The organism is Actinoplanes regularis, from assembly GCF_900188005.1.
Classification (GTDB): Bacteria; Actinomycetota; Actinomycetes; order Mycobacteriales; family Micromonosporaceae; genus Actinoplanes; species Actinoplanes regularis.
In genome coordinates this window covers 245,806-263,254 of the sequence record NZ_FZNR01000009.1, presented here as the reverse complement: position 1 = coordinate 263,254, position 17,449 = coordinate 245,806, and the positions used below count along the sequence as shown (strand labels likewise).

18 protein-coding genes, 1 tRNA gene and 1 pseudogene are annotated in these 17,449 nt (G+C 71.0%); 12 read left to right on the top strand and 8 right to left on the bottom strand.

Annotation, left to right across the window (positions count from 1 at the left end; all coding sequences use genetic code 11):
• Positions 1 to 14 precede the first annotated feature (14 nt).
• The 5 genes and pseudogenes from clpS (at position 15) to CHC09_RS24330 (ending at position 2,747) form a co-directional block, all read left to right on the top strand.
• Complete coding sequence (clpS, locus tag CHC09_RS24350) at positions 15 to 305, top strand: ATP-dependent Clp protease adapter ClpS (RefSeq protein WP_089295568.1); 291 nt, start codon at positions 15 to 17, stop codon at positions 303 to 305.
• A 20-nt stretch (positions 306 to 325) separates the two neighbouring features.
• The gene (locus CHC09_RS24345) at positions 326 to 826 is read left to right on the top strand and encodes a DUF2017 domain-containing protein (RefSeq protein WP_089295483.1); all 501 of its coding nucleotides are present in this window, start codon (positions 326 to 328) and stop codon (positions 824 to 826) included.
• Positions 827 to 889: 63 nt separating this feature from the next.
• Positions 890 to 1,380 (top strand): annotated as a pseudogene (locus CHC09_RS24340) (M67 family metallopeptidase).
• Between the two features lie 63 nt (positions 1,381 to 1,443).
• Complete coding sequence (locus CHC09_RS24335; RefSeq protein WP_089295482.1) at positions 1,444 to 1,758, top strand: MoaD family protein; 315 nt, start codon at positions 1,444 to 1,446, stop codon at positions 1,756 to 1,758.
• Positions 1,759 to 1,781: 23 nt separating this feature from the next.
• The gene (locus CHC09_RS24330; protein ID WP_089295481.1) at positions 1,782 to 2,747 is read left to right on the top strand and encodes a PLP-dependent cysteine synthase family protein; all 966 of its coding nucleotides are present in this window, start codon (positions 1,782 to 1,784) and stop codon (positions 2,745 to 2,747) included.
• A 9-nt stretch (positions 2,748 to 2,756) separates the two neighbouring features.
• Here CHC09_RS24330 and CHC09_RS47780 read toward each other — a convergent pair whose 3' ends face one another.
• A complete protein-coding gene (locus CHC09_RS47780; protein ID WP_239138490.1) occupies positions 2,757 to 2,999 on the bottom strand; it encodes a hypothetical protein in 243 nt (80 codons plus the stop codon).
• A 417-nt stretch (positions 3,000 to 3,416) separates the two neighbouring features.
• Here CHC09_RS47780 and CHC09_RS24320 point away from each other — a divergent pair, with 417 nt between their 5' ends.
• The 4 genes from CHC09_RS24320 to rdgB all read left to right on the top strand — a co-directional run bounded on the left by CHC09_RS24320 (position 3,417) and on the right by rdgB (position 6,778).
• Positions 3,417 to 4,163, top strand: a complete 747-nt coding sequence (locus CHC09_RS24320; RefSeq protein WP_089295479.1) for an MBL fold metallo-hydrolase — start codon at positions 3,417 to 3,419, stop codon at positions 4,161 to 4,163.
• 63 nt (positions 4,164 to 4,226) lie between these two features.
• A complete protein-coding gene (locus CHC09_RS24315) occupies positions 4,227 to 5,429 on the top strand; it encodes a glycosyltransferase (protein WP_089295478.1) in 1,203 nt (400 codons plus the stop codon).
• A gap of 9 nt (positions 5,430 to 5,438) precedes the next feature.
• Complete coding sequence (rph, locus tag CHC09_RS24310; protein WP_089295477.1) at positions 5,439 to 6,167, top strand: ribonuclease PH; 729 nt, start codon at positions 5,439 to 5,441, stop codon at positions 6,165 to 6,167.
• A complete protein-coding gene (gene rdgB / locus CHC09_RS24305) occupies positions 6,164 to 6,778 on the top strand; it encodes an RdgB/HAM1 family non-canonical purine NTP pyrophosphatase (RefSeq protein WP_089295476.1) in 615 nt (204 codons plus the stop codon). The genes rph and rdgB overlap by 4 nt, the downstream gene beginning before the upstream one ends.
• Positions 6,779 to 6,822: 44 nt before the next feature.
• On the opposite strand, the gene hutH is transcribed toward rdgB, so the two are convergent.
• The 6 genes from hutH to CHC09_RS24275 form a co-directional block, all read right to left on the bottom strand.
• On the bottom strand, positions 6,823 to 8,358 hold the full coding sequence (gene hutH, locus CHC09_RS24300) for a histidine ammonia-lyase (protein WP_089295475.1): 1,536 nt from the start codon (positions 8,356 to 8,358) through the stop codon (positions 6,823 to 6,825).
• Positions 8,355 to 9,503, bottom strand: a complete 1,149-nt coding sequence (gene hutI / locus CHC09_RS24295) for an imidazolonepropionase (RefSeq protein WP_089295474.1) — start codon at positions 9,501 to 9,503, stop codon at positions 8,355 to 8,357. The genes hutH and hutI overlap by 4 nt, the downstream gene beginning before the upstream one ends.
• Before the next feature lie 123 nt (positions 9,504 to 9,626).
• On the bottom strand, positions 9,627 to 10,928 hold the full coding sequence (locus CHC09_RS24290; RefSeq protein WP_089295473.1) for a formimidoylglutamate deiminase: 1,302 nt from the start codon (positions 10,926 to 10,928) through the stop codon (positions 9,627 to 9,629).
• On the bottom strand, positions 10,925 to 12,079 hold the full coding sequence (locus tag CHC09_RS24285) for an allantoate amidohydrolase (protein WP_089295472.1): 1,155 nt from the start codon (positions 12,077 to 12,079) through the stop codon (positions 10,925 to 10,927). Before CHC09_RS24285 ends, CHC09_RS24290 begins: the two co-directional genes overlap by 4 nt.
• Positions 12,072 to 13,709, bottom strand: a complete 1,638-nt coding sequence (hutU, locus tag CHC09_RS24280; protein WP_089295566.1) for a urocanate hydratase — start codon at positions 13,707 to 13,709, stop codon at positions 12,072 to 12,074. Before hutU ends, CHC09_RS24285 begins: the two co-directional genes overlap by 8 nt.
• 21 nt (positions 13,710 to 13,730) lie before the next feature.
• Positions 13,731 to 14,576, bottom strand: coding sequence for a MurR/RpiR family transcriptional regulator (locus tag CHC09_RS24275; RefSeq protein WP_089295471.1), 846 nt, complete (start codon positions 14,574 to 14,576; stop codon positions 13,731 to 13,733).
• A gap of 118 nt (positions 14,577 to 14,694) precedes the next feature.
• Between CHC09_RS24275 and CHC09_RS24270 the strand changes: the two genes are divergently transcribed.
• From CHC09_RS24270 to CHC09_RS24260, 3 genes are all read left to right on the top strand, one after another.
• Positions 14,695 to 15,321 (top strand): hypothetical protein, encoded by a 627-nt coding sequence (locus CHC09_RS24270; RefSeq protein WP_089295470.1) that lies wholly within the window; start codon positions 14,695 to 14,697, stop codon positions 15,319 to 15,321.
• Positions 15,322 to 15,368: 47 nt separating this feature from the next.
• A complete protein-coding gene (locus tag CHC09_RS24265) occupies positions 15,369 to 16,175 on the top strand; it encodes an MOSC domain-containing protein (RefSeq protein WP_089295469.1) in 807 nt (268 codons plus the stop codon).
• An 85-nt stretch (positions 16,176 to 16,260) separates the two neighbouring features.
• Positions 16,261 to 17,184: an expansin EXLX1 family cellulose-binding protein gene (locus tag CHC09_RS24260; protein WP_089295468.1), complete on the top strand. Its 924-nt coding sequence runs from the start codon at positions 16,261 to 16,263 to the stop codon at positions 17,182 to 17,184.
• 175 nt (positions 17,185 to 17,359) lie between these two features.
• Here the strand turns inward: CHC09_RS24260 and CHC09_RS24255 are convergent.
• A tRNA-Leu gene (locus tag CHC09_RS24255) sits at positions 17,360 to 17,446 on the bottom strand.
• Positions 17,447 to 17,449: the final 3 nt, after the last annotated feature.

Genomic DNA, 17,449 nt, shown 5'->3' with positions numbered 1-17,449 from the left:
GCACCATGGGGGGCATGGCGTTGCCTCAGGTTGCTCCCGTCGAAACGCCGGAGATCGAGGAAGTACCGGCCGAGGACCGGCCTTGGGTGACCATCGTCTGGGACGATCCGGTCAACCTCATGTCGTACGTGACCTGGGTCTTCCAGAAGCTCTTCGGGTACAGCAAGGAAAGAGCCGAGCGGCTGATGATGGACGTGCACACCAAGGGCAAGGCGGTGGTATCCACCGGTGCCCGGGAGCGTATGGAGATGGACGCCAACCAACTGCACGGATACGGTCTTTGGGCAACTGTGGACCGAGCCTGACAAAGCGGGTGGGGAAGAGCATGTTCCGACGCAGCGGCGGTCAGTGTGTGGCCACGTTCGCCCACGACGAGGTGCGTGTCCTGCGGAAGGTGGCCGCCGAGGTGGTGGGCCTGCTGACCGACGGGATGGATCACACCGATCCGGTGGTGGGCCGACTCTTTCCGGACATCTATCCGGACCGGCCGGACGACTCGAACGAGTTCCGGCTGTACACCGAGGGTGACCTGAAGACCGCCAAGATCGACCAGGCGGGCGCGATCCTGGCCGCCCTGCCCGACGAGGGCGAGGGCGAGGTGCGCCTGGACGGCGAGGCCGCGGAGGCCTGGCTACGGGCGATCAACGACGCCCGGCTGGCGATGGGGACCCGTCTCGACATCCACGCCGACACCGATCTGGCCGAGGAGTTGGACGACGCGGTCCTGAAGGACCCCGGTTCCAGCCGGGTGTTCCAGCTCTCGGTCTACGCCTACCTCGGCTACCTCCAGGAGTCCCTGCTCAACGCACTCCCGGAGATCAAGTAGCGCACCGCAGGTGTGTGCCTCGCCACGCGCGGGTTGGTCAACTCCTTCGGTAATGTGAACGCCGTGCTGACCATCGACAGTTCGATCGTGCGCGCGATCGTCGCCCACGCCCGCCGGGACCACCCGGACGAGGCTTGCGGCGTTGTCGCCGGGCCGCTCGGCAGTGACGTGCCGACCCGGCACATCCCGATGGACAACGCGGCGCGGTCGATGACGTTCTACGAGTTCGACTCCATGGAGTACCTCCGGGTCTGGCGGGAGATGGACGACCGCGACGAGGAAGCCGTCGTGATCTACCACTCGCACACCGCGACCGAGGCGTACCCCTCTCGGACCGATGCGGCGATAGCCGGTTGGCCAGATGCGCACTATCTACTCGTCTCGACCCGTGAGCCGGACTCCGAGGAGATCCGGTCGTTCCGTATCGTGGACGGTGTGGTGACCGAAGAAGAGGTCAACATCGTGGATGCGACGGTGAAGTCGTGAAGGTGTGTGCCGTGCAGTCGTACATGTTCGGGCAGAGCCCGGTGTCGGTCGTTTACGAGTGTCGCTGAGCGCTCGTTCCATTCGACCTGCCCGCACGTTCGATTTTCTGCCTTTCCTAGGAGCATGACATCGTGGCTATCGAAGTTCGCGTCCCCACCATCCTGCGCAGCTACACCGGTGGTTCGAAGGTCGTGGAGGGCGCCGGCGAGAGCCTTTCCGCCCTGATCGACGACCTGGACGCCAAGCACAACGGCATCAAGGGCCGGCTGATCACCGCCGAGGGCGGCCTGCACCGGTTCGTCAACATCTACGTCAACGACGAGGACGTCCGCTTCCTCGGCGCGCTCGACGCGAAACTGAAGGACGGCGACTCGATCACCATCCTTCCGGCCGTCGCCGGTGGCGCGCTCGGTTTCGCCGCGGCCGCCGCCCTGCTCGGGCGTTAATCCGGACCGAAGGCTTTCATCTGATGGCTCGCTACGAGAGCCTGCTGGACGCGTGCGGGGGCACGCCGCTCGTCGGCCTGCCCCGCCTCTCCCCGGTGGTGCCCGAAGGGGCACCGCCGGTGCGGCTCTGGGCCAAGCTCGAGGATCGCAACCCGACCGGCAGCATCAAAGACCGTGCCGCGCTCTTCATGGTGCGCGAGGCCGAGGAGTCCGGGCATCTCCGCCCGGGCGACACCATCCTGGAGCCGACCAGCGGGAACACCGGCATCGCCCTGGCCATGGTGGCCAAGCTGCGCGGTTACCGGCTGGTCTGTGTGATGCCGGAGAACGTCTCCGGCGAGCGGATCCAGCTCCTCCGGATGTACGGCGCGGAGGTCATCTTCTCGCCCGCCGCCGGCGGTTCGAACCAGGCGGTGGCCACCGCGAAGCAGATCGCCGCCGAGCATCCCGACTGGAAGATGCTCTACCAGTACGGCAATCCGGCGAACGCCCGCGCGCACTACGAGACGACCGGTCCCGAGCTGCTGCACGACCTGCCCACGATCACTCACTTCGTGGCCGGGCTGGGCACCACCGGCACGCTGATGGGCACCGGCCGGTTCCTCAAGGAGAAGGTCGAGGGCATCCAGATCATCGCCGCCGAGCCACGGTACGGCGAACTGGTCTACGGCCTGCGCAACATCGACGAGGGCTACGTCCCCGAGCTGTACGACGCCACCGTGCTGGACCGCCGGTTCTCGGTCGGTACCCGGGACGCGGTGCTGCGGACCCGCCAGCTGGTCGAGGTGGAGGGCATCTTCTCCGGCTTCTCCAGCGGCGCGATCCTGCACGCCGCGCTGGCGGTGGCGCATGAGGCGGTCAAGGCCGGCCGGCGGGCCGACGTGGCGTTCGTGATCGCCGACGGCGGGTGGAAGTACCTCTCCACCGGGGCGTACGGCGGAACGCTGAACGACGCCGAGGAGGCGCTCGAAGGCCAGCTCTGGGCCTGATCGACCGCCTCAGTGGCCGACCGCGATGAGCAGCGCGCCGACCATCGGCGGCGCGGCGGCCAGCAGCAGGAGCCACGGCAGGAAGCGGCGGTGGACGGCGAGGAACGCGCTCGCCGCCAGCCCCACGCTGAGCAGGGTCAGCAGCGCCAGGGACGGCAGGTACCAGCCGGGTGCCTGGCCGAAGACCGCCGCCAGGGCGTGGAAGCCGACCCCCACGCCGGTCAGACCGAGCATCGCGGAATACCCCGCCATCGCCAGCACCTGGGTCGGACCCGGCGCCGGATCGTCTTCCGCGGGGAACCGGAATATCGCGGGTTCGGGCTCCCATGCCGGTTCGCGCGCCACGATTTCGGGTACTGCGGCGCGGTAGATGTGGGTAGGCTCGACCGCCGTCACGTCGCCTCCATCGGATCGCTCTCAGGGCTTCACACAAAGCAACGCGGAGGGCTTACCGGACGTGACGGTGGAAATGGTGACGACCGAGGTCACGGCCACTGTGATGGCCGTTGTCGATTTGGCGACAAATCGATCAGTTGTTTACGTCAGGCAGTGGTCAGCGCGTACGCTTCGCTCCGTGATTGACTGGTCTGACAAGTCCAGCGCGGACCGGTCGGGCTGGGCGTGGACGATCCAATCGTGGCCGACCCAGTGTGAGTCAGAGGGACCCGCATGCGACTAACCGTTCTCGGTTGTGCCGGCAGTTTCCCCGGCCCCGAGTCGGCTTGTTCGGCCTATCTCGTCGAAGCCGAGGGATTCCGGCTCCTGATCGACTTCGGATCAGGTTCACTCTCCGCGCTGCAGCGGTACTCGGACATGCGGGCTGTCGACGCGATCCTCCTAACTCACCTGCACTGCGATCACATGCTGGACGCGTGCACCTACGTCGTGGTCCGGCGATACGATCCGGCCGGCCCGCTGCCGCCGCTCCCGGTGTATGCGCCGCTCGGCGCCGCCGAGCGGATCGCTGCGGCGTACAGCGCCGAGGGTGAGCCGGTGGACGACGTCTACACGTTCTACGGCCTGCAGCCCGGCACGTTCCCGATCGGCCCGCTGACCGTCACGGTCGATCAGGTGAACCACCCGGTCGAGACGTACGGCGTCCGGATCGAGCACGAGGGCCGGGTGCTGGCCTACTCCTCGGACACCGCGCCCTGCGAGGCGTTGTTGCGACTGGCCGCCGGGGCGGATCTGTTCCTCTGTGAGGCGAGCTACATGGACGGTGTGGACAACCCACCCGACCTGCACCTGACCGGCGGAGAGGCGGGGGAGGCGGCCACCAAGGCGGACGTCGCCCGGCTGCTGCTGACCCATCTCGTTCCGGCGTGGGCGAGCGAGGCGTCTATCGTTGACGCGGCTGGAGCCGCTTACGCGGGACCGGTCGAAGTCGTCCGTCCGGGGGCCAGATACGATCTCTGAGCCGGTACGGAGGTGGATCGGCTTGCACCGGTGCATCACGTGCCGTGACCTTGGAGTTGTTGGATGCGCATCGTTCGCCTGGCCAACTTCGTCACGGTCCATACAGGCGGTCTGCGAACCACCCTGCGTGAGCTCGGCAAGGGCTATCAGGACGCGGGCCACGAGGCGGTCCTGATCGTTCCCGGCCGTGGCTTCAAGGACCAGCAGACGAGCCAGGGCCGAGTGATTACGCTGCCCAGCGCGCCCATCCCACGGACCGGTGGCTACCGGGTGCTGGCCGGGCGGCGTGAGCTGATCAAGCTGCTGGACAGCCTGGAACCGGACCGGATCGAGGTCTCCGACCGCACCACGCTGCGCTGGACCGGCAACTGGGCCCGGCAGCGCGGGGTCCGGTCGATGATGGTCTCCCACGAGAGCCTGGCCGGTCTGCTCGGCGTCTGGGGCATGCCGAAACGTGACGCCCTGGCCGACCGGCTGAACAGGCGGACCGCGGAGGCGTTCGACACGATCGTCTCCACGACCGGGTTCGCCGCCGCCGAGTTCCGCCGGCTGGGCGTGCCGAACCTGGTCGAGGTGCCGCTCGGCGTCGACCTGGAGGTGTTCCATCCCGGGCGGGAGGACGCCTCGGTCCGCTCCCGTTATGCCCGCGCCGACGAACTGCTGGTCGTCTTCGCCAGCCGGCTCTCCGCCGCGAAGCGGCCCGAGCTGGCCGTCGACACGGTGGCCGTGCTGCGCAACAACAAGGTGCCCGCGGTGCTGGTGGTGGCCGGGGACGGCACCCGGCGGACCTCGCTGGCGTACCGGGCCGCGCGACTGCCCGTACGGTTCGCGGGTCACATCGCCGACCGGAAGGCGGTCGCCGCTCTGCTCGCCTCGGCCGACGTCGTGGTCGCACCCGGTCCGGTGGAGACCTTCGGTCTCTCCGCGCTGGAGGCGCTGGCCTGCGGCACCCCGGTCGTGGTCGACGAGCAGAGCGCGCTGCCCGAGGTGATCGGTGACGCCGGGATCGCGGTGCCGGGCACCGCGGAGGCGTTCGCCGACGCGGTCTCCCAGCTGATGGAGCGTCCCCGCGAGGAGCGGCGCGCGATGGCCCGTGCCCGGGCCGAACGGTACGGCTGGTCCCGCGCGGTCGAGGGCTTCCTGAACGCGCACGGCGCGCAGCCGGCTCCCGCGCTGATCCGTCCGGCGGTCCCGCGCCCGCGCCCGGTCGTCCGACCGACACGCGAGCCCGGGGCGGACGAAGCGGGCGCGACACGCTACGCATAGGGTTGGGTCATGGCGCGACCCGACGGCCGAGCGGCCGACCAGCTGCGACCGGTGACACTGACCCGGCATTGGAGCATCCACCCCGAGGGATCGGTGCTGGTGGAGTTCGGCAACACGCGAGTGCTCTGCACCGCCAGCGTCACCGAGGGGGTGCCACGCTGGCGCAAGGGTTCCGGCCTGGGCTGGCTGACCGCGGAGTACGCGATGCTGCCGCGGGCCACCAACACCCGCGGTGACCGGGAGAGCGTCAAGGGCAAGGTCGGCGGGCGTACGCAGGAGATCTCCCGCCTGATCGGCCGCAGCCTGCGGGCCTGCATCGACCTCAAGGCGCTCGGTGAGAACTCGATCGTGCTGGACTGTGACGTGCTGCAGGCCGACGGCGGCACCCGGACGGCGGCGATCACGGGCGCCTATGTGGCCCTGCACGACGCGGTGACCTGGCTGGCGGGGCGCAAGTCGCTGGCCGGCAAGGTGGACAAGGTGCTGCACACCTCGATCCAGGCGGTCAGCGTCGGGATCATCGACGGCGAGGCGCGACTGGACCTTCCGTACGAGGAGGACGTCGCCGCCGAGGTCGACATGAACGTGGTGTGCACCGGCGCGGGCGACTTCGTCGAGGTGCAGGGCACCGGGGAGAACGGCGTGTTCCACCGGGCCCAGCTGGACGCGATGCTCGACCTCGGCCTGCGCGGCTGCGCCGAGCTGGCGGTCGCACAGCAGAAGGCGCTGACGGCATGAGCGCCCGGCTTCTGCTTGCCACCGGGAACAAGAAGAAGCTCGTCGAGCTGCAGCGGATCCTCGACAACGCGCTCGGCCTGAGCCAGATCGAGCTGGTCGGCCTGGGCGACTTCCCGGATTACCCGGACGTCCCCGAGACCGGTCTGACCTTCGGCGAGAACGCGCTGATCAAAGCGCGGGAGGGCGCGAAGCGGACCGGCCTGCCGACCGTCGCCGACGACTCCGGCCTCGCGGTGAACGCGCTCAACGGGATGCCCGGCGTGTTCAGTGCCCGCTGGTCCGGCACCCACGGTGACGACGCGGCCAATCTGGACCTGGTGCTGGCCCAGGTCGGCGACGTCGCGGACGAGCAGCGTGGCGCGGCGTTCGTCTGCGCGGCCGCGCTGGTCCTGCCGAACGGCCGGGAGCACCTGGTTGAGGGCCGGCAGACCGGGCAGCTGCTGCGCGCGCGGCGCGGCGAGGGCGGCTTCGGGTATGACCCGATCTTCCTCGGGGACGGCCAGGACCGGACCAACGCCGAGCTGAAGCCGGCGGAGAAGGACGCGATCAGCCACCGGGGCAAGGCGTTCCGGGAGCTGGCCAAGGTCATCGCCAAGGAACTGCCCCGCTGATGTGACCGGCGCCGCGGCTCTGTGCAGAGCCGCGGCGCCCTCGGTCAGTGCAGGGGTGCGGTGGCCGCCTCGATGGCGCCACGCAGGTCCGAGCCGGTGATCACCGCGCGGGCCTGTTCCAGCACCGGCGCGAGGAAGACGTCCGGTCCGGGACGGCCGGCGAACGGCTCCAGCGCGGCCATCGCCGCCCGGCCTGCCGGTGACGGCGTGATCGGGGCGCGCAGCTGCAGACCGCGGACGGCGGCGAGCAGCTCGACGGCGAGCAGGCTGGTGAGGTTGTCCAGGACGGTACGCAGCTTCTTGGCGGCGGCCCAGCCCATCGAGACGTGGTCCTCCTGCATGCCGCTGGTCGGCAGTGAGTCGACCGAGGCGGGGGACGCCAGCCGGCGGTTCTCGGCGACGATGCCGGCGGCGGTGTACTGGGCGATCATCAGACCCGAGTTGACACCGGCGTCGGGGGAGAGGAACGGCGGCAGGTCCCGGCTGCGGGTCACGTCCAGCAGGCGGTCCACCCGGCGCTCGGCGATCGCACCGACCTCGGCGGCGGCGATGGCCAGGAAGTCGGCGGCGAAGCCGAGCGGGGCGCCGTGGAAGTTGCCGGTCGACTCGACCCGGCCGTCCAGCAGCACCACCGGGTTGTCGACCACCGAGATGAGCTCGCGGTCGGCGGTCACCCGTACGAAATCGAGGGTGTCCCGGGCCGCACCGGCGACCTGCGGCGCGCAGCGGATCGAATAGGCGTCCTGCACCGCGTGCGCCAGGTCGTCCCGGTGCGAATCCATGATCGCGGAGTTCTGCAGCAGGCGGTGGATGTTGGCGGCGGAAGCCGCCTGGCCCGGGTGCGGCCGGATCGAGTGCAGCTCGGGCAGGAACGGCCGCTCCGAGCCGAGCATCGCCTCGGTGGCCAGGGCCGCGGTCACGTCGGCCATGGTGAACAGGTGCGCCGCGTCGTTGATCGCCAGCAGCAGCATGGCGAGCATGCCGTCGGTGCCGTTGATCAGCGCCAGCCCCTCCTTGGCGGCCAGCTCCAGCGGGCGCAGCCCGGCAGCGTGCAGGGCCTCGGCGGCGTCCACCCGCTCGCCGTCCTTGCCGATCACCCAGCCCTCGCCGAGCAGCACGATCGCGCAGTGTGCGAGCGGGGCCAGGTCACCCGAGGCGCCCAGCGAGCCGTGCTCCGGAACCCACGGGGTGATGTCGTGGTTCAGCAGGTCGACCAGGCCCTGGGCGAGCAGCGGCCGGACCCCGGAGCGGCCCATGGCCAGCGAGCGCACCCGCAGCAGCATCATCGCCCGGACCACCTCGACGGGCATCGGCGCGCCGATCCCGGCGGCGTGCGAGCGGATCAGCGCGTGCTGCAGTTCGGCGCGGCGCTCCGGCTCGATCGACGTGCTGGCGAGGGCGCCGAAGCCGGTGGAGACGCCGTAGACCGGGCGGCCGGAGGCTTCGATGCCGTCCACGATGGCGCGGCTGGTGGCCATCGCCTCGATGGCGGCGGGGGAGAGCTCGACCCGGACGTTGCCGCGCGCGACGGCGAGGACGTCGGCGGGATCGATTCCGGTGGGTTGGACGATAACGGTCATTGTGGGACTCCGTTGGAGATCACGGTGCGGATCAGTGGTACGCCCGGCCGGTAGGCCAGGTGCAGGTGGGAAGGGGCGTCCAGGATCAGCAGGTCGGCGCGGGCGCCGACGCCGATCCGGCCGAGGTCGTCGCGGCGCAGCGCCCGCGCGCCGCCGAGGGTGGCGGCCCGGACCGCTTCGGACGGGGTCATCCGCATCTCGCGGACCGCGAGGGCGATGCAGAAGGCCATCGATGACGTGTACGACGACCCGGGGTTGCAGTCGGTGGCCAGCGCGACGGTCACGCCCGCGTCGAGCAGCCGCCGGGCGTCCGGATAGGGCGATCGGGTGGAGAACTCGGCGCCCGGCAGCAGGGTCGCCACCGTCCCGCCCTGTCCCGCCAGCGCCGCCACGTCCACATCGCTCAGATGTGTGCAGTGGTCCACGCTGGCGGCCCCCAGCTCGACCGCCAGCTGGACTCCGGGTCCGGGGCCGAGCTGGTTGCCGTGCACCCGCACGCCCAGGCCGGCCCGGATGCCGGCGGTCAGGATGGTGCGGGCCTGGTCCTCGTCGAAGGCGCCGCGCTCGACGAACACGTCCACCCACTTGGCGTGCGGGGCGGCGGCGGCGAGCATCGGCCCGCTGACCAGGGCGACGTACTCGTCCGGCCGGTCGGCGAACTCGGCCGGCACCACGTGGGCCCCGAGGAACGTCGTCTCGCCGGTGAACTCCGCGGCGATCCGGAGCGAGCGGGCCTCGTCCGGGACGTTCAGGCCGTACCCCGACTTGATCTCCAGGGTGGTGGTGCCCTGCCGCAGCGCCTCGCCGACCAGGCGCCGCGCGTTGCGGCGCAGCTCCTCGTCGCTCGCGGAGCGGGTGGCGCCGACCGTGGTCCGGATGCCGCCCCCGGTGTACGGCTCGCCGGCCATCCGCGCGGCGAACTCGCTCGCCCGGTCGCCGGCGAACATCAGGTGCGCGTGGCTGTCCACGAAGCCGGGCAGCACGGCGCGACCCTCCGCGTCGATCCGCTCGTCGGCGGCCGGCGCCTCGGTGGCCGGGCCGACCCAGGCGATCCGTTCCCCGTCCACCACCACCGCCGCGTCGCTCGCCGGCTGGAGGTCGTCGTTGGTGAACAGCTCACCGATATTGGTGATCAGCAGACTCATGCCGTCACCTCCGCTTCGCTCCGGCGCCGACCTGAGCCAACCGATTCGCTCGCAAGCTCGCTCATGCCGTCACCTCCGCTTCGCTCCGGCGCCGACCTGAGCAGACAACTGAGCCAACTGATCTCATGTGAGCACCGCCTTGATGGAGTCACGCAGCGCGGCGGGCACGTCCATCGATCGGTGCCGCCCGCCGGTCACCACCGGCCGTCCGTCGACGATCACGTCGGTCACGTCGGCCGCCGTCGCCGCGAAGATCAGGCCGCTGGGGTCGATCCCCGCGGTCCGGGCGCTGGAGAGCGACACCGCGACCAGGTCGGCCCGCTGCCCCACGGCGATCTCGCCGGCGTCGGCCCAGCCGAGCGACGCGTGCCCGTCCCGGGTGGCCGCGGTGATCAGCTCGGCGGTACCGAAGTGCCCGCGTTGCCGGGTGGCGAGCCGCTCGTCGAGCTCCAGGCCACGGGCCTCCTCGAAGAGATCGATCACCGCGTGGCTGTCGCTGCCCAGGGTGAGCACGGCGCCCGCGTCGGCCAGCGCCCGGGCCGGCCCGATGCCGTCGGCCAGGTCCCGCTCGGTGGTCGGGCAGAAGCAGACGTACCGCCCGGCCAGCAGCTCACGATCCGTTCCGGTCAGGTGGGTGGCGTGCACCGCGGTGGTCGTCGGCTGCCAGACCCCCGCGGACTCGAGCAGTTCGGCGGGGGAGCAGCCGTGTACGGCCCGGCACTGCTCGTTCTCGGCCGGTTGCTCGGAGAGGTGCACGTGGACCGGCATTCCGGCGGTGCGCCGCGCGAACGTCGCCATGCCGTCGACCGGGGCGGCGCGCACCGAGTGCAGGGCCGCGCCGATCCGGGCCCCGTCGTCGCCGCGCAGTTGGCCGAACCGCTCGTACCAGCCGTCGTAGTCACCGTCGCCGAAGCGGCGCTGCACGCCTTCGAGCGGCTTTCCGTCCACGCTCGAGGTCAGGTAGACCGTGTCGAGGAGCGTGATCCGGATCCCCGCCGCCCGTGCCGCCGCGATCAACGCGTTGCCCATCGCGTTCGGGTCGGCGTACGGCCTGCCGTCCGGCCCGTGATGCAGGTAGTGGAACTCGCCGACGCAGGTGATCCCGGCCAGCGCCATCTCGGCGTAGACCGCCTTGGCCAGCTCGAAGTAGCTGTCCGGGTCGAGCCGGCCGGCCACCTGGTACATCAGGTCGCGCCAGGTCCAGAAGCTGCCGCGGTCGTGGTGGGTGCGGCCGCGCAGGGCGCGGTGGAAGGCGTGCGAGTGGGCGTTGGCCATCCCGGGCAGCACGAGACCGGCCAGCCGTACACCCGAATCGTCCGGAGAATCGGTGCTGACGCTGAGGAATCGCCCGTCCGCCACCTCGAGGCGGACGTCGCGCTCGACGCGCCCGTCGACCCAGGCCCGCTCGGCCAGGTAGGTGGTCACGTCAACGACTCCAGCACCCGGGCCAGCGCCTCGACGCCCGCCTCGCAGTCCGCGTCGGTGGCGCCTTCGGCGGGCGCGTGCGACACCCCGGTCGGATTTCGGACGAAGAGCATCGCGGTCGGCAGGTGCGCGGAGAGCACCCCGGCGTCGTGCCCGGCCCCGGTCGGCAGGATCGGCGCGTCGCCGAGCAGCTCGGAGAGCCGCCGGGCCAGCCCGGTGTCGAAGGCGACCTCGTCGGTGACCGACTCGGCGACGACCGACAGCTCGGTGCCGTCCCGGCCGGCCCGCTCGGTGGCCCGCTTGATCACCGCCTCCAGCAGCCGGTCCAGCGTCGCGGTGTCCGCGGCCCGGGCGTCCAGCCAGCCGCGGACCATCGACGGGATGGCGTTGGTGGCGTTCGGCTCGGCCTCGACCCGGCCCACGGTGGCGTGCGCCCCGATCAGCCGGGCCTCCTCGTTCGCGGCCAGCACGGTGTCCGCGAAGGTCAGCATCGGGTCGCGCCGGTCGGTCATCCGGGTGGTGCCGGCGTGGTCACCGGCCCCGGCGAACTCCATCCGCCACCGCCCGTGCGGCCAGATCGCGCTGCCCACCCCGACCGGGGTCTCCAGGGCCCGGCCCTGCTCGATGTGCAGCTCGACGAAGGCCGAGAGGTTGGCCAGCCGCGAATCCGGCCCGGCCGGCGTCGCACCGAGCGCCGCACCGAAGGTGACGCCGTCGCGGTCCCGCAGACCGGCCGCGCGGGCCGGGTCGATCGCGCCGGTCAGGAGCCGGGAGCCCAGGCACGGTACGCCGAAACGCCCGCCCTCCTCCTCGACGAACGCCCCGACCGCGATCTTCCGGCCGGAGCCGATCCGATCCAGCGCCAGGAACGCGCTCACGATCCCGAGCGGCCCGTCGTAGCCGCCGCCGTGCGGGACCGAGTCGAAGTGCGAGCCGGTCAGCACGGTCCCCGGCGCCCACGGCTCGTCGCACCAGGCGAACAGGTTCCCGTTCCCGTCCTCGGTCACGGTCATCCCGCGCCGGTCCGCCTGACCGCGGAACCATTCGCGCAGCGTGAGTTCGGGCGGGGTCAGGGCGTACCGGAGATAGCCCCCGCTGGAGGCCCGGCCGACCGCCGCGATCTCGGCCCAGAGGGCCGCGAAGTCACTCATCGCGCATCGGGATCCGCACGTCGCCCGCGACCGTGGACTCGTACCCGGCGTCCACGTGCCGGAGCACGCCCATCGCCGGGTCGTTGGTCAGCACCCGCTCGATCTTCTGCCCGGCCAGCTCGGTCCCGTCGGCCACGCAGACCTGGCCGGCGTGGATGCTGCGGCCGATGCCGACCCCACCGCCGTGGTGGATCGACACCCAGCTCGCCCCCGAAGCCGTGTTGACCAGTGCGTTCAGCAGCGGCCAGTCGGCGATCGCATCCGATCCGTCCAGCATCGCCTCGGTCTCCCGGTACGGCGAGGCCACCGAGCCGGAGTCCAGGTGATCACGACCGATCACGATCGGCGCGGAAACCTCGCCGCGCGCCACCATGTCGTTGAACCGGACGCCCGCCTTGTCGCGCTCGCCGTACCCGAGCCAGCAGATCCGGGCCGGCAGGCCCTGGAAGGCGACCCGCTCCCCGGCCATCCGGATCCACCGGGCGAGCGGCTCGTTCTCCGGGAAGAGGTCGAGCACGGCCCGGTCGGTGGCGGCGATGTCGGCCGGGTCGCCGGAGAGCGCCGCCCACCGGAACGGCCCCTTGCCCTCGGCGAAGAGCGGCCGGATGTAGGCCGGCACGAAGCCGGGGAAGTCGAACGCCCGGGCGTAGCCGGCCAGTTGGGCCTCGCCGCGGATGGAGTTCCCGTAGTCGAAGACCTCGGCGCCGGCGTCGAGGAAGCCGACCATCGCCTCGACGTGCTTGGCCATGCTCGCTCGGGACCGGTCGGTGAACTCCTCCGGCTTGGCGTGGGCGTAGGCGGCGGCCTCGGCGACGTCGACGCCGATCGGCACGTAGCTGAGCGGATCGTGGGCACTGGTCTGGTCGGTGACGATGTCGATCGCCACGCCGCGGCGCAACAGTTCGGGGAAGACCTCGGCCGCGTTGCCCACGACGCCGATGGAGACGGCCTTCCGCGCCGACCTGGCCGCCGTGGCCTGATTCACCGCATCGTCGAGATCGTCGGCGATGACGTCCAGGTACCGGGTGTCGACCCGGCGCTGCAAGCGGGTGCGGTCCACGTCGACGATCAGGCAGACGCCACCGTTCATGGTGACCGACAGGGGCTGCGCGCCGCCCATCCCGCCGCAGCCGCCGGTCAGGGTCAGCGTTCCGGCGAGGTCACCGCCGAACCGCTTCCTCGCCACCGCGGCGAACGTCTCGTAGGTGCCCTGCAGGATGCCCTGCGTGCCGATGTAGATCCACGAGCCGGCGGTCATCTGTCCGTACATGGTCAGCCCGAGCCGCTCCAGCCGGCGGAACTCCGGCCAGGTCGCCCAGTCGCCGACCAGGTTCGAGTTGGCGATCAGCACCCGCGGGGCCCACTCGTGCGTGCGCAGCACCCCGACCGGCTTGCCGGACTGCACCAGCAGCGTCTCGTCGCCCCGCAGCTGATCGAGTTCGCGGACGATCGCGTGGAAGGAGCGCCAGTCCCGGGCGGCGCGCCCGGTCCCGCCGTACACCACGAGATCTTCGGGCCTCTCGGCCACGTCCGGGTCGAGGTTGTTGAGCAGCATGCGCTTGGCGGCCTCTTGCGGCCAGCCCATCGCGGTGTACGCGGAACCGCGCGGGGCACGGATCTCATCCATCATCGTCATCTCCCTCTGCAGTTCCTAGGCCACGAAGATGTTCCGGTGGGCGGCGGACGCCTCGAACTCCTCCAGGCGCCGCTGCACCGGCTCGGGAGTGGCGTCACACATCGCCTCGAGCAGCACCATGGCCATCGCCATCGGTCCGGTGTGCAGGTCGAACACGAGTTGGGTGCCGACCGCGGCGGGCAGCACCACGTCAGCTGTCTCGGAGACCGGGCTGACCGCCGAGTCGGTGATCGCGACCACGGCGTAACCGGCGGCCTTGGCCTCGCGGACCGCCTCGACCGACTCGCGCGGGTAACGCGGGAGCACGATTGCCAGCATTGCACCGGCACCGGCGGCGCGGGCCTGATCCAGCCGGTCGTGCAGGCCGGTCCCCCCGCTGTCCAGCACTCGTACGTCCGGGAAGACCTTGGCGGCGAAATACCCGAAGTACGCCGCGAGCGGCGCGGCCGCCCGGAGCCCGAGGATCGGCAGCGGCCGGCTGCCGGCGAGCAGCGCGGCGGCCCGGCGCACGTCCTCCAGCCGGTGCAGATCCTCCGAGAGCCGCCGGAGGTGCTCGGTCTCCGCCAGCACCGCGCGCTGCATCGCGTTCTGCCCGGCCGGCTCGCTCGGGGTGTCCGAGGCGAATGCTCGAAGCTCGCGGCGCAGCGCCGGATAACCGGAGTAGCCCAGCGCCATGGCGAACCGGGTCACCGACGGCTGGCTCACCCCGGCAAGCTCGGCCACCTCGGCCGCGGACAGGTAGGCCGCCGTCGCGGCGTGCTCGACCAGGCTGTGCGCGATCCGCCGCTGGGTCGGTGTGAGGCGCGCCCCCTGAAAGAGGTCGAGCACGCGCTCCGCCGTCCTGACAACTCCGTCATTCACAGCGTCAGACTATGCATAAAAACTTTCACAAGCTAGACGTGGGTCGCCCTCTCACCGGAAAGAGGGTGCGGCCGGATCGATGGTCATCGCACTTGAGATGCCTCGATACGGTGTCCGCATGCGTCCGCGGGATCTCGGGATCGCCCTCGTCTACCTGCTCATCCTCCTGGCCTGCACCGCCGCGATCCTGCCGATCGCGACGACCTGGGTCCGCTCCGACGCCGACGCGATCCCCGGCACCCTCGCGTGGGCCGGGCAGCTCATCGGGATCTATTTCGTCGCGGCGCACACGGCGCGCGCGCCCCGGATCGCCCCGCTGATCGTCGCCATCCTCCTCAACAGCTTCCTGATGGCTGTCGTGGCGATGTCCATGCCGGCGTGGGTGCTGAACGGCGGGCAGGCCGAGCAGTTCCGCGCCACGGTCGTCGAGGTGTACGACGGGCACAAGGGTCCGGCCACCTACACCCTCGCCGTCGACGGGGTCCCGATCCCGGGCCGGCTGGCGGACTGGCCCGGCGACGGCATCGGAGCGATCGGCGACAAGGTCCTGGTGGCGCAGGACGAGGAGGGGCTGCTTGATCCACGCCTCCCGGAGCAGATGGCGGAGGACGTGGCGGCCGACGGCACGATCCTGATCCTGCCGACCATCGCCATCCTGGCCGTCCTCTGCCTCGTCGCGGTGTGGCCGGGCCGCCGTGACCGCGAGTTGCGGAGCCGGCCGCCGCACGAGATCGGCCTTCGGTGAGAACCCGGCGGATCCGCGCGATCACCGTCGCGGCCTAGGGTGGGTAGATGCGGATCGCCGAGCTGCACACGTACCCGGTCAAGGGTTGCCACCGCCTGGACCACGACGAAGCCCTGGTCGAACCGTGTGGCCTCGCCGGTGACCGCCGGTGGATGATGATCGATGCCGACGGCGTCGGCATCACTCAGCGGGAAACCGCGCTGCTGACCCGGCTCACCGTGCACCGCCGCCCCGGCGGACTCCGGCTCAGCGCCCCCGGCCTGCCCGATCTCGACCTGGACGAGCCCGCCGACGGGCCGAAGGTCGGCGTGCGGATCTTCAGTAACAAACCCGAGGTTCCGGCGCGGTTCGCGGAGAGCGAATGGAGCAGCGCGTTCCTCGGGCGGGACGTGCGGCTGGTCTGGCAGGCCGACCCGGTCGGCCGGACCATTCCGGAGTCGCCCGGGAGCCAGGTCAGCCTGGCCGACGGCTATCCGGTGCTGCTGGCCAACCTCGCCTCGCTGGACGCGGTCAACGACTGGCTGGTCGAGGGTGGGGATGAGCCCGTGCCGATCCATCGGTTCCGCCCGAACCTGGTGGTCGAGGGCGCGCCGGCCTGGGCCGAGGACGGGTGGCTGGGGAAGGGGCTGCGGATCGGTGAGCTGACCTTCCAGGTCGCCTCGCACTGCGCCCGATGCCGGGTCACCACGATCGACCAGGAGAGCGGGGAGACCGGGCGGCAGCCGCTGCACGTGCTCGGCAAGCACCGCCGGTTCGGCGGCGGGCTGATGTTCGCGGTCAACCTGCTCCCGGAACTCGCCGCCGGGGCCACCGGGGTGTTGCGGATCGGTGACGAGGTGACCCCGCTGGAGTGACGCGGCACTCAATAGCGGTACATGTGTCTTAGGAGTGTCTTAGAAGGTTTGCCGCGAGCGCCCCGCCGCACGAGTATCGCTGAGCGTGAGTGCTCATCGACGACCGTTCCCCACCCGTTGGTTCGCCGCAGGCGGCGCCGCGGTCCTCGCCGGCGTCATCGGCGTGGCGCTGCTGCTGCAGAGCGGAGGGCCGGCGTGTGCCGTGCCGCCGAGCACCACCACCAAGACCGGCAAGGCCACCTTCTACGACCTGGCCGGCACGTCCGGGAACTGCTCGTTCGAGGTGCCCGCCGACGACCTCTACGTGGCGCTCGGTCCGGACCAGTACGCCGACGGCGCGTCCTGTGGGGCGTACCTCGACGTCACCGGCCCCAAGGGCAAGGTCCGGGTCAAGGTCTTCGACTCCTGCCCCGAGTGCGACGCCGGCCATCTGGATTTGAGCCGGACCGCGTTCAAGAAGATCGGCGCCGAGGTCTCCGGCATCATCTCGATCAAGTACAAGCTGGTGACCAACCCGTCCGTGCCGGGTCCGATCAGTGTCCGGATCAAGGAGGGCGCGTCGCAGTACTGGTTCGCGGCGCGCATCGACAACCACGCCAACCTGCTCTCCTCGGTCAAGGTCGCCGGCCCGGGCGGGAGCTTCAAGACCGCGCACCGGACCGATTTCAACTACTGGTTGATCGACAGTGGCGCCGGGTCCGGCCCTTACAAGATCAAAATTACTGATGTGTACGGCAACACCACCACCGTGCCGGGCATCCAGATGAAGCCCGGGGTGGTGCAGAAGACGTCCGTGTCGCTCTCCGGCGGCTCCAGCACGGTGGCCGAGAAGACGACCGCGGCCAAGTCCTCGCCGACGCCCGCCCCGAAGAAGTCCCCGTCCGCCGCTGTCTCCCCGTCGGTGTCCTCGGTGGCCCCGCTGTCCGAATCGGCCGCGGCCGTGCCGGGCACCACCGAGGGCGCCCTGCTCAACCTGGCCGGCGATGCCCAGCCGGCGAACTGCGGCTAGCTTTCCCCGTCCCCCCAGTCGGCAGCCCCACCCGGATCCGCCCGGTGGGGCTGCCGGCTGTGACGGGCTGTCGTAGCCTCGGAGTTTGGAGTCTTCGGCACGGGAAAAAGCACCCGGCGGGGGTGTGTACAACCTGTGGAAAACCGCGCTGTGAGTCGGCGCGGCCCGGCCATCGTGGTGCGGAAGAAGGGACTCGAACCCTCACGCCCTCTCGGGCACGGGCACCTAAAACCCGCGCGGCTGCCGATTTCGCCACTTCCGCCCG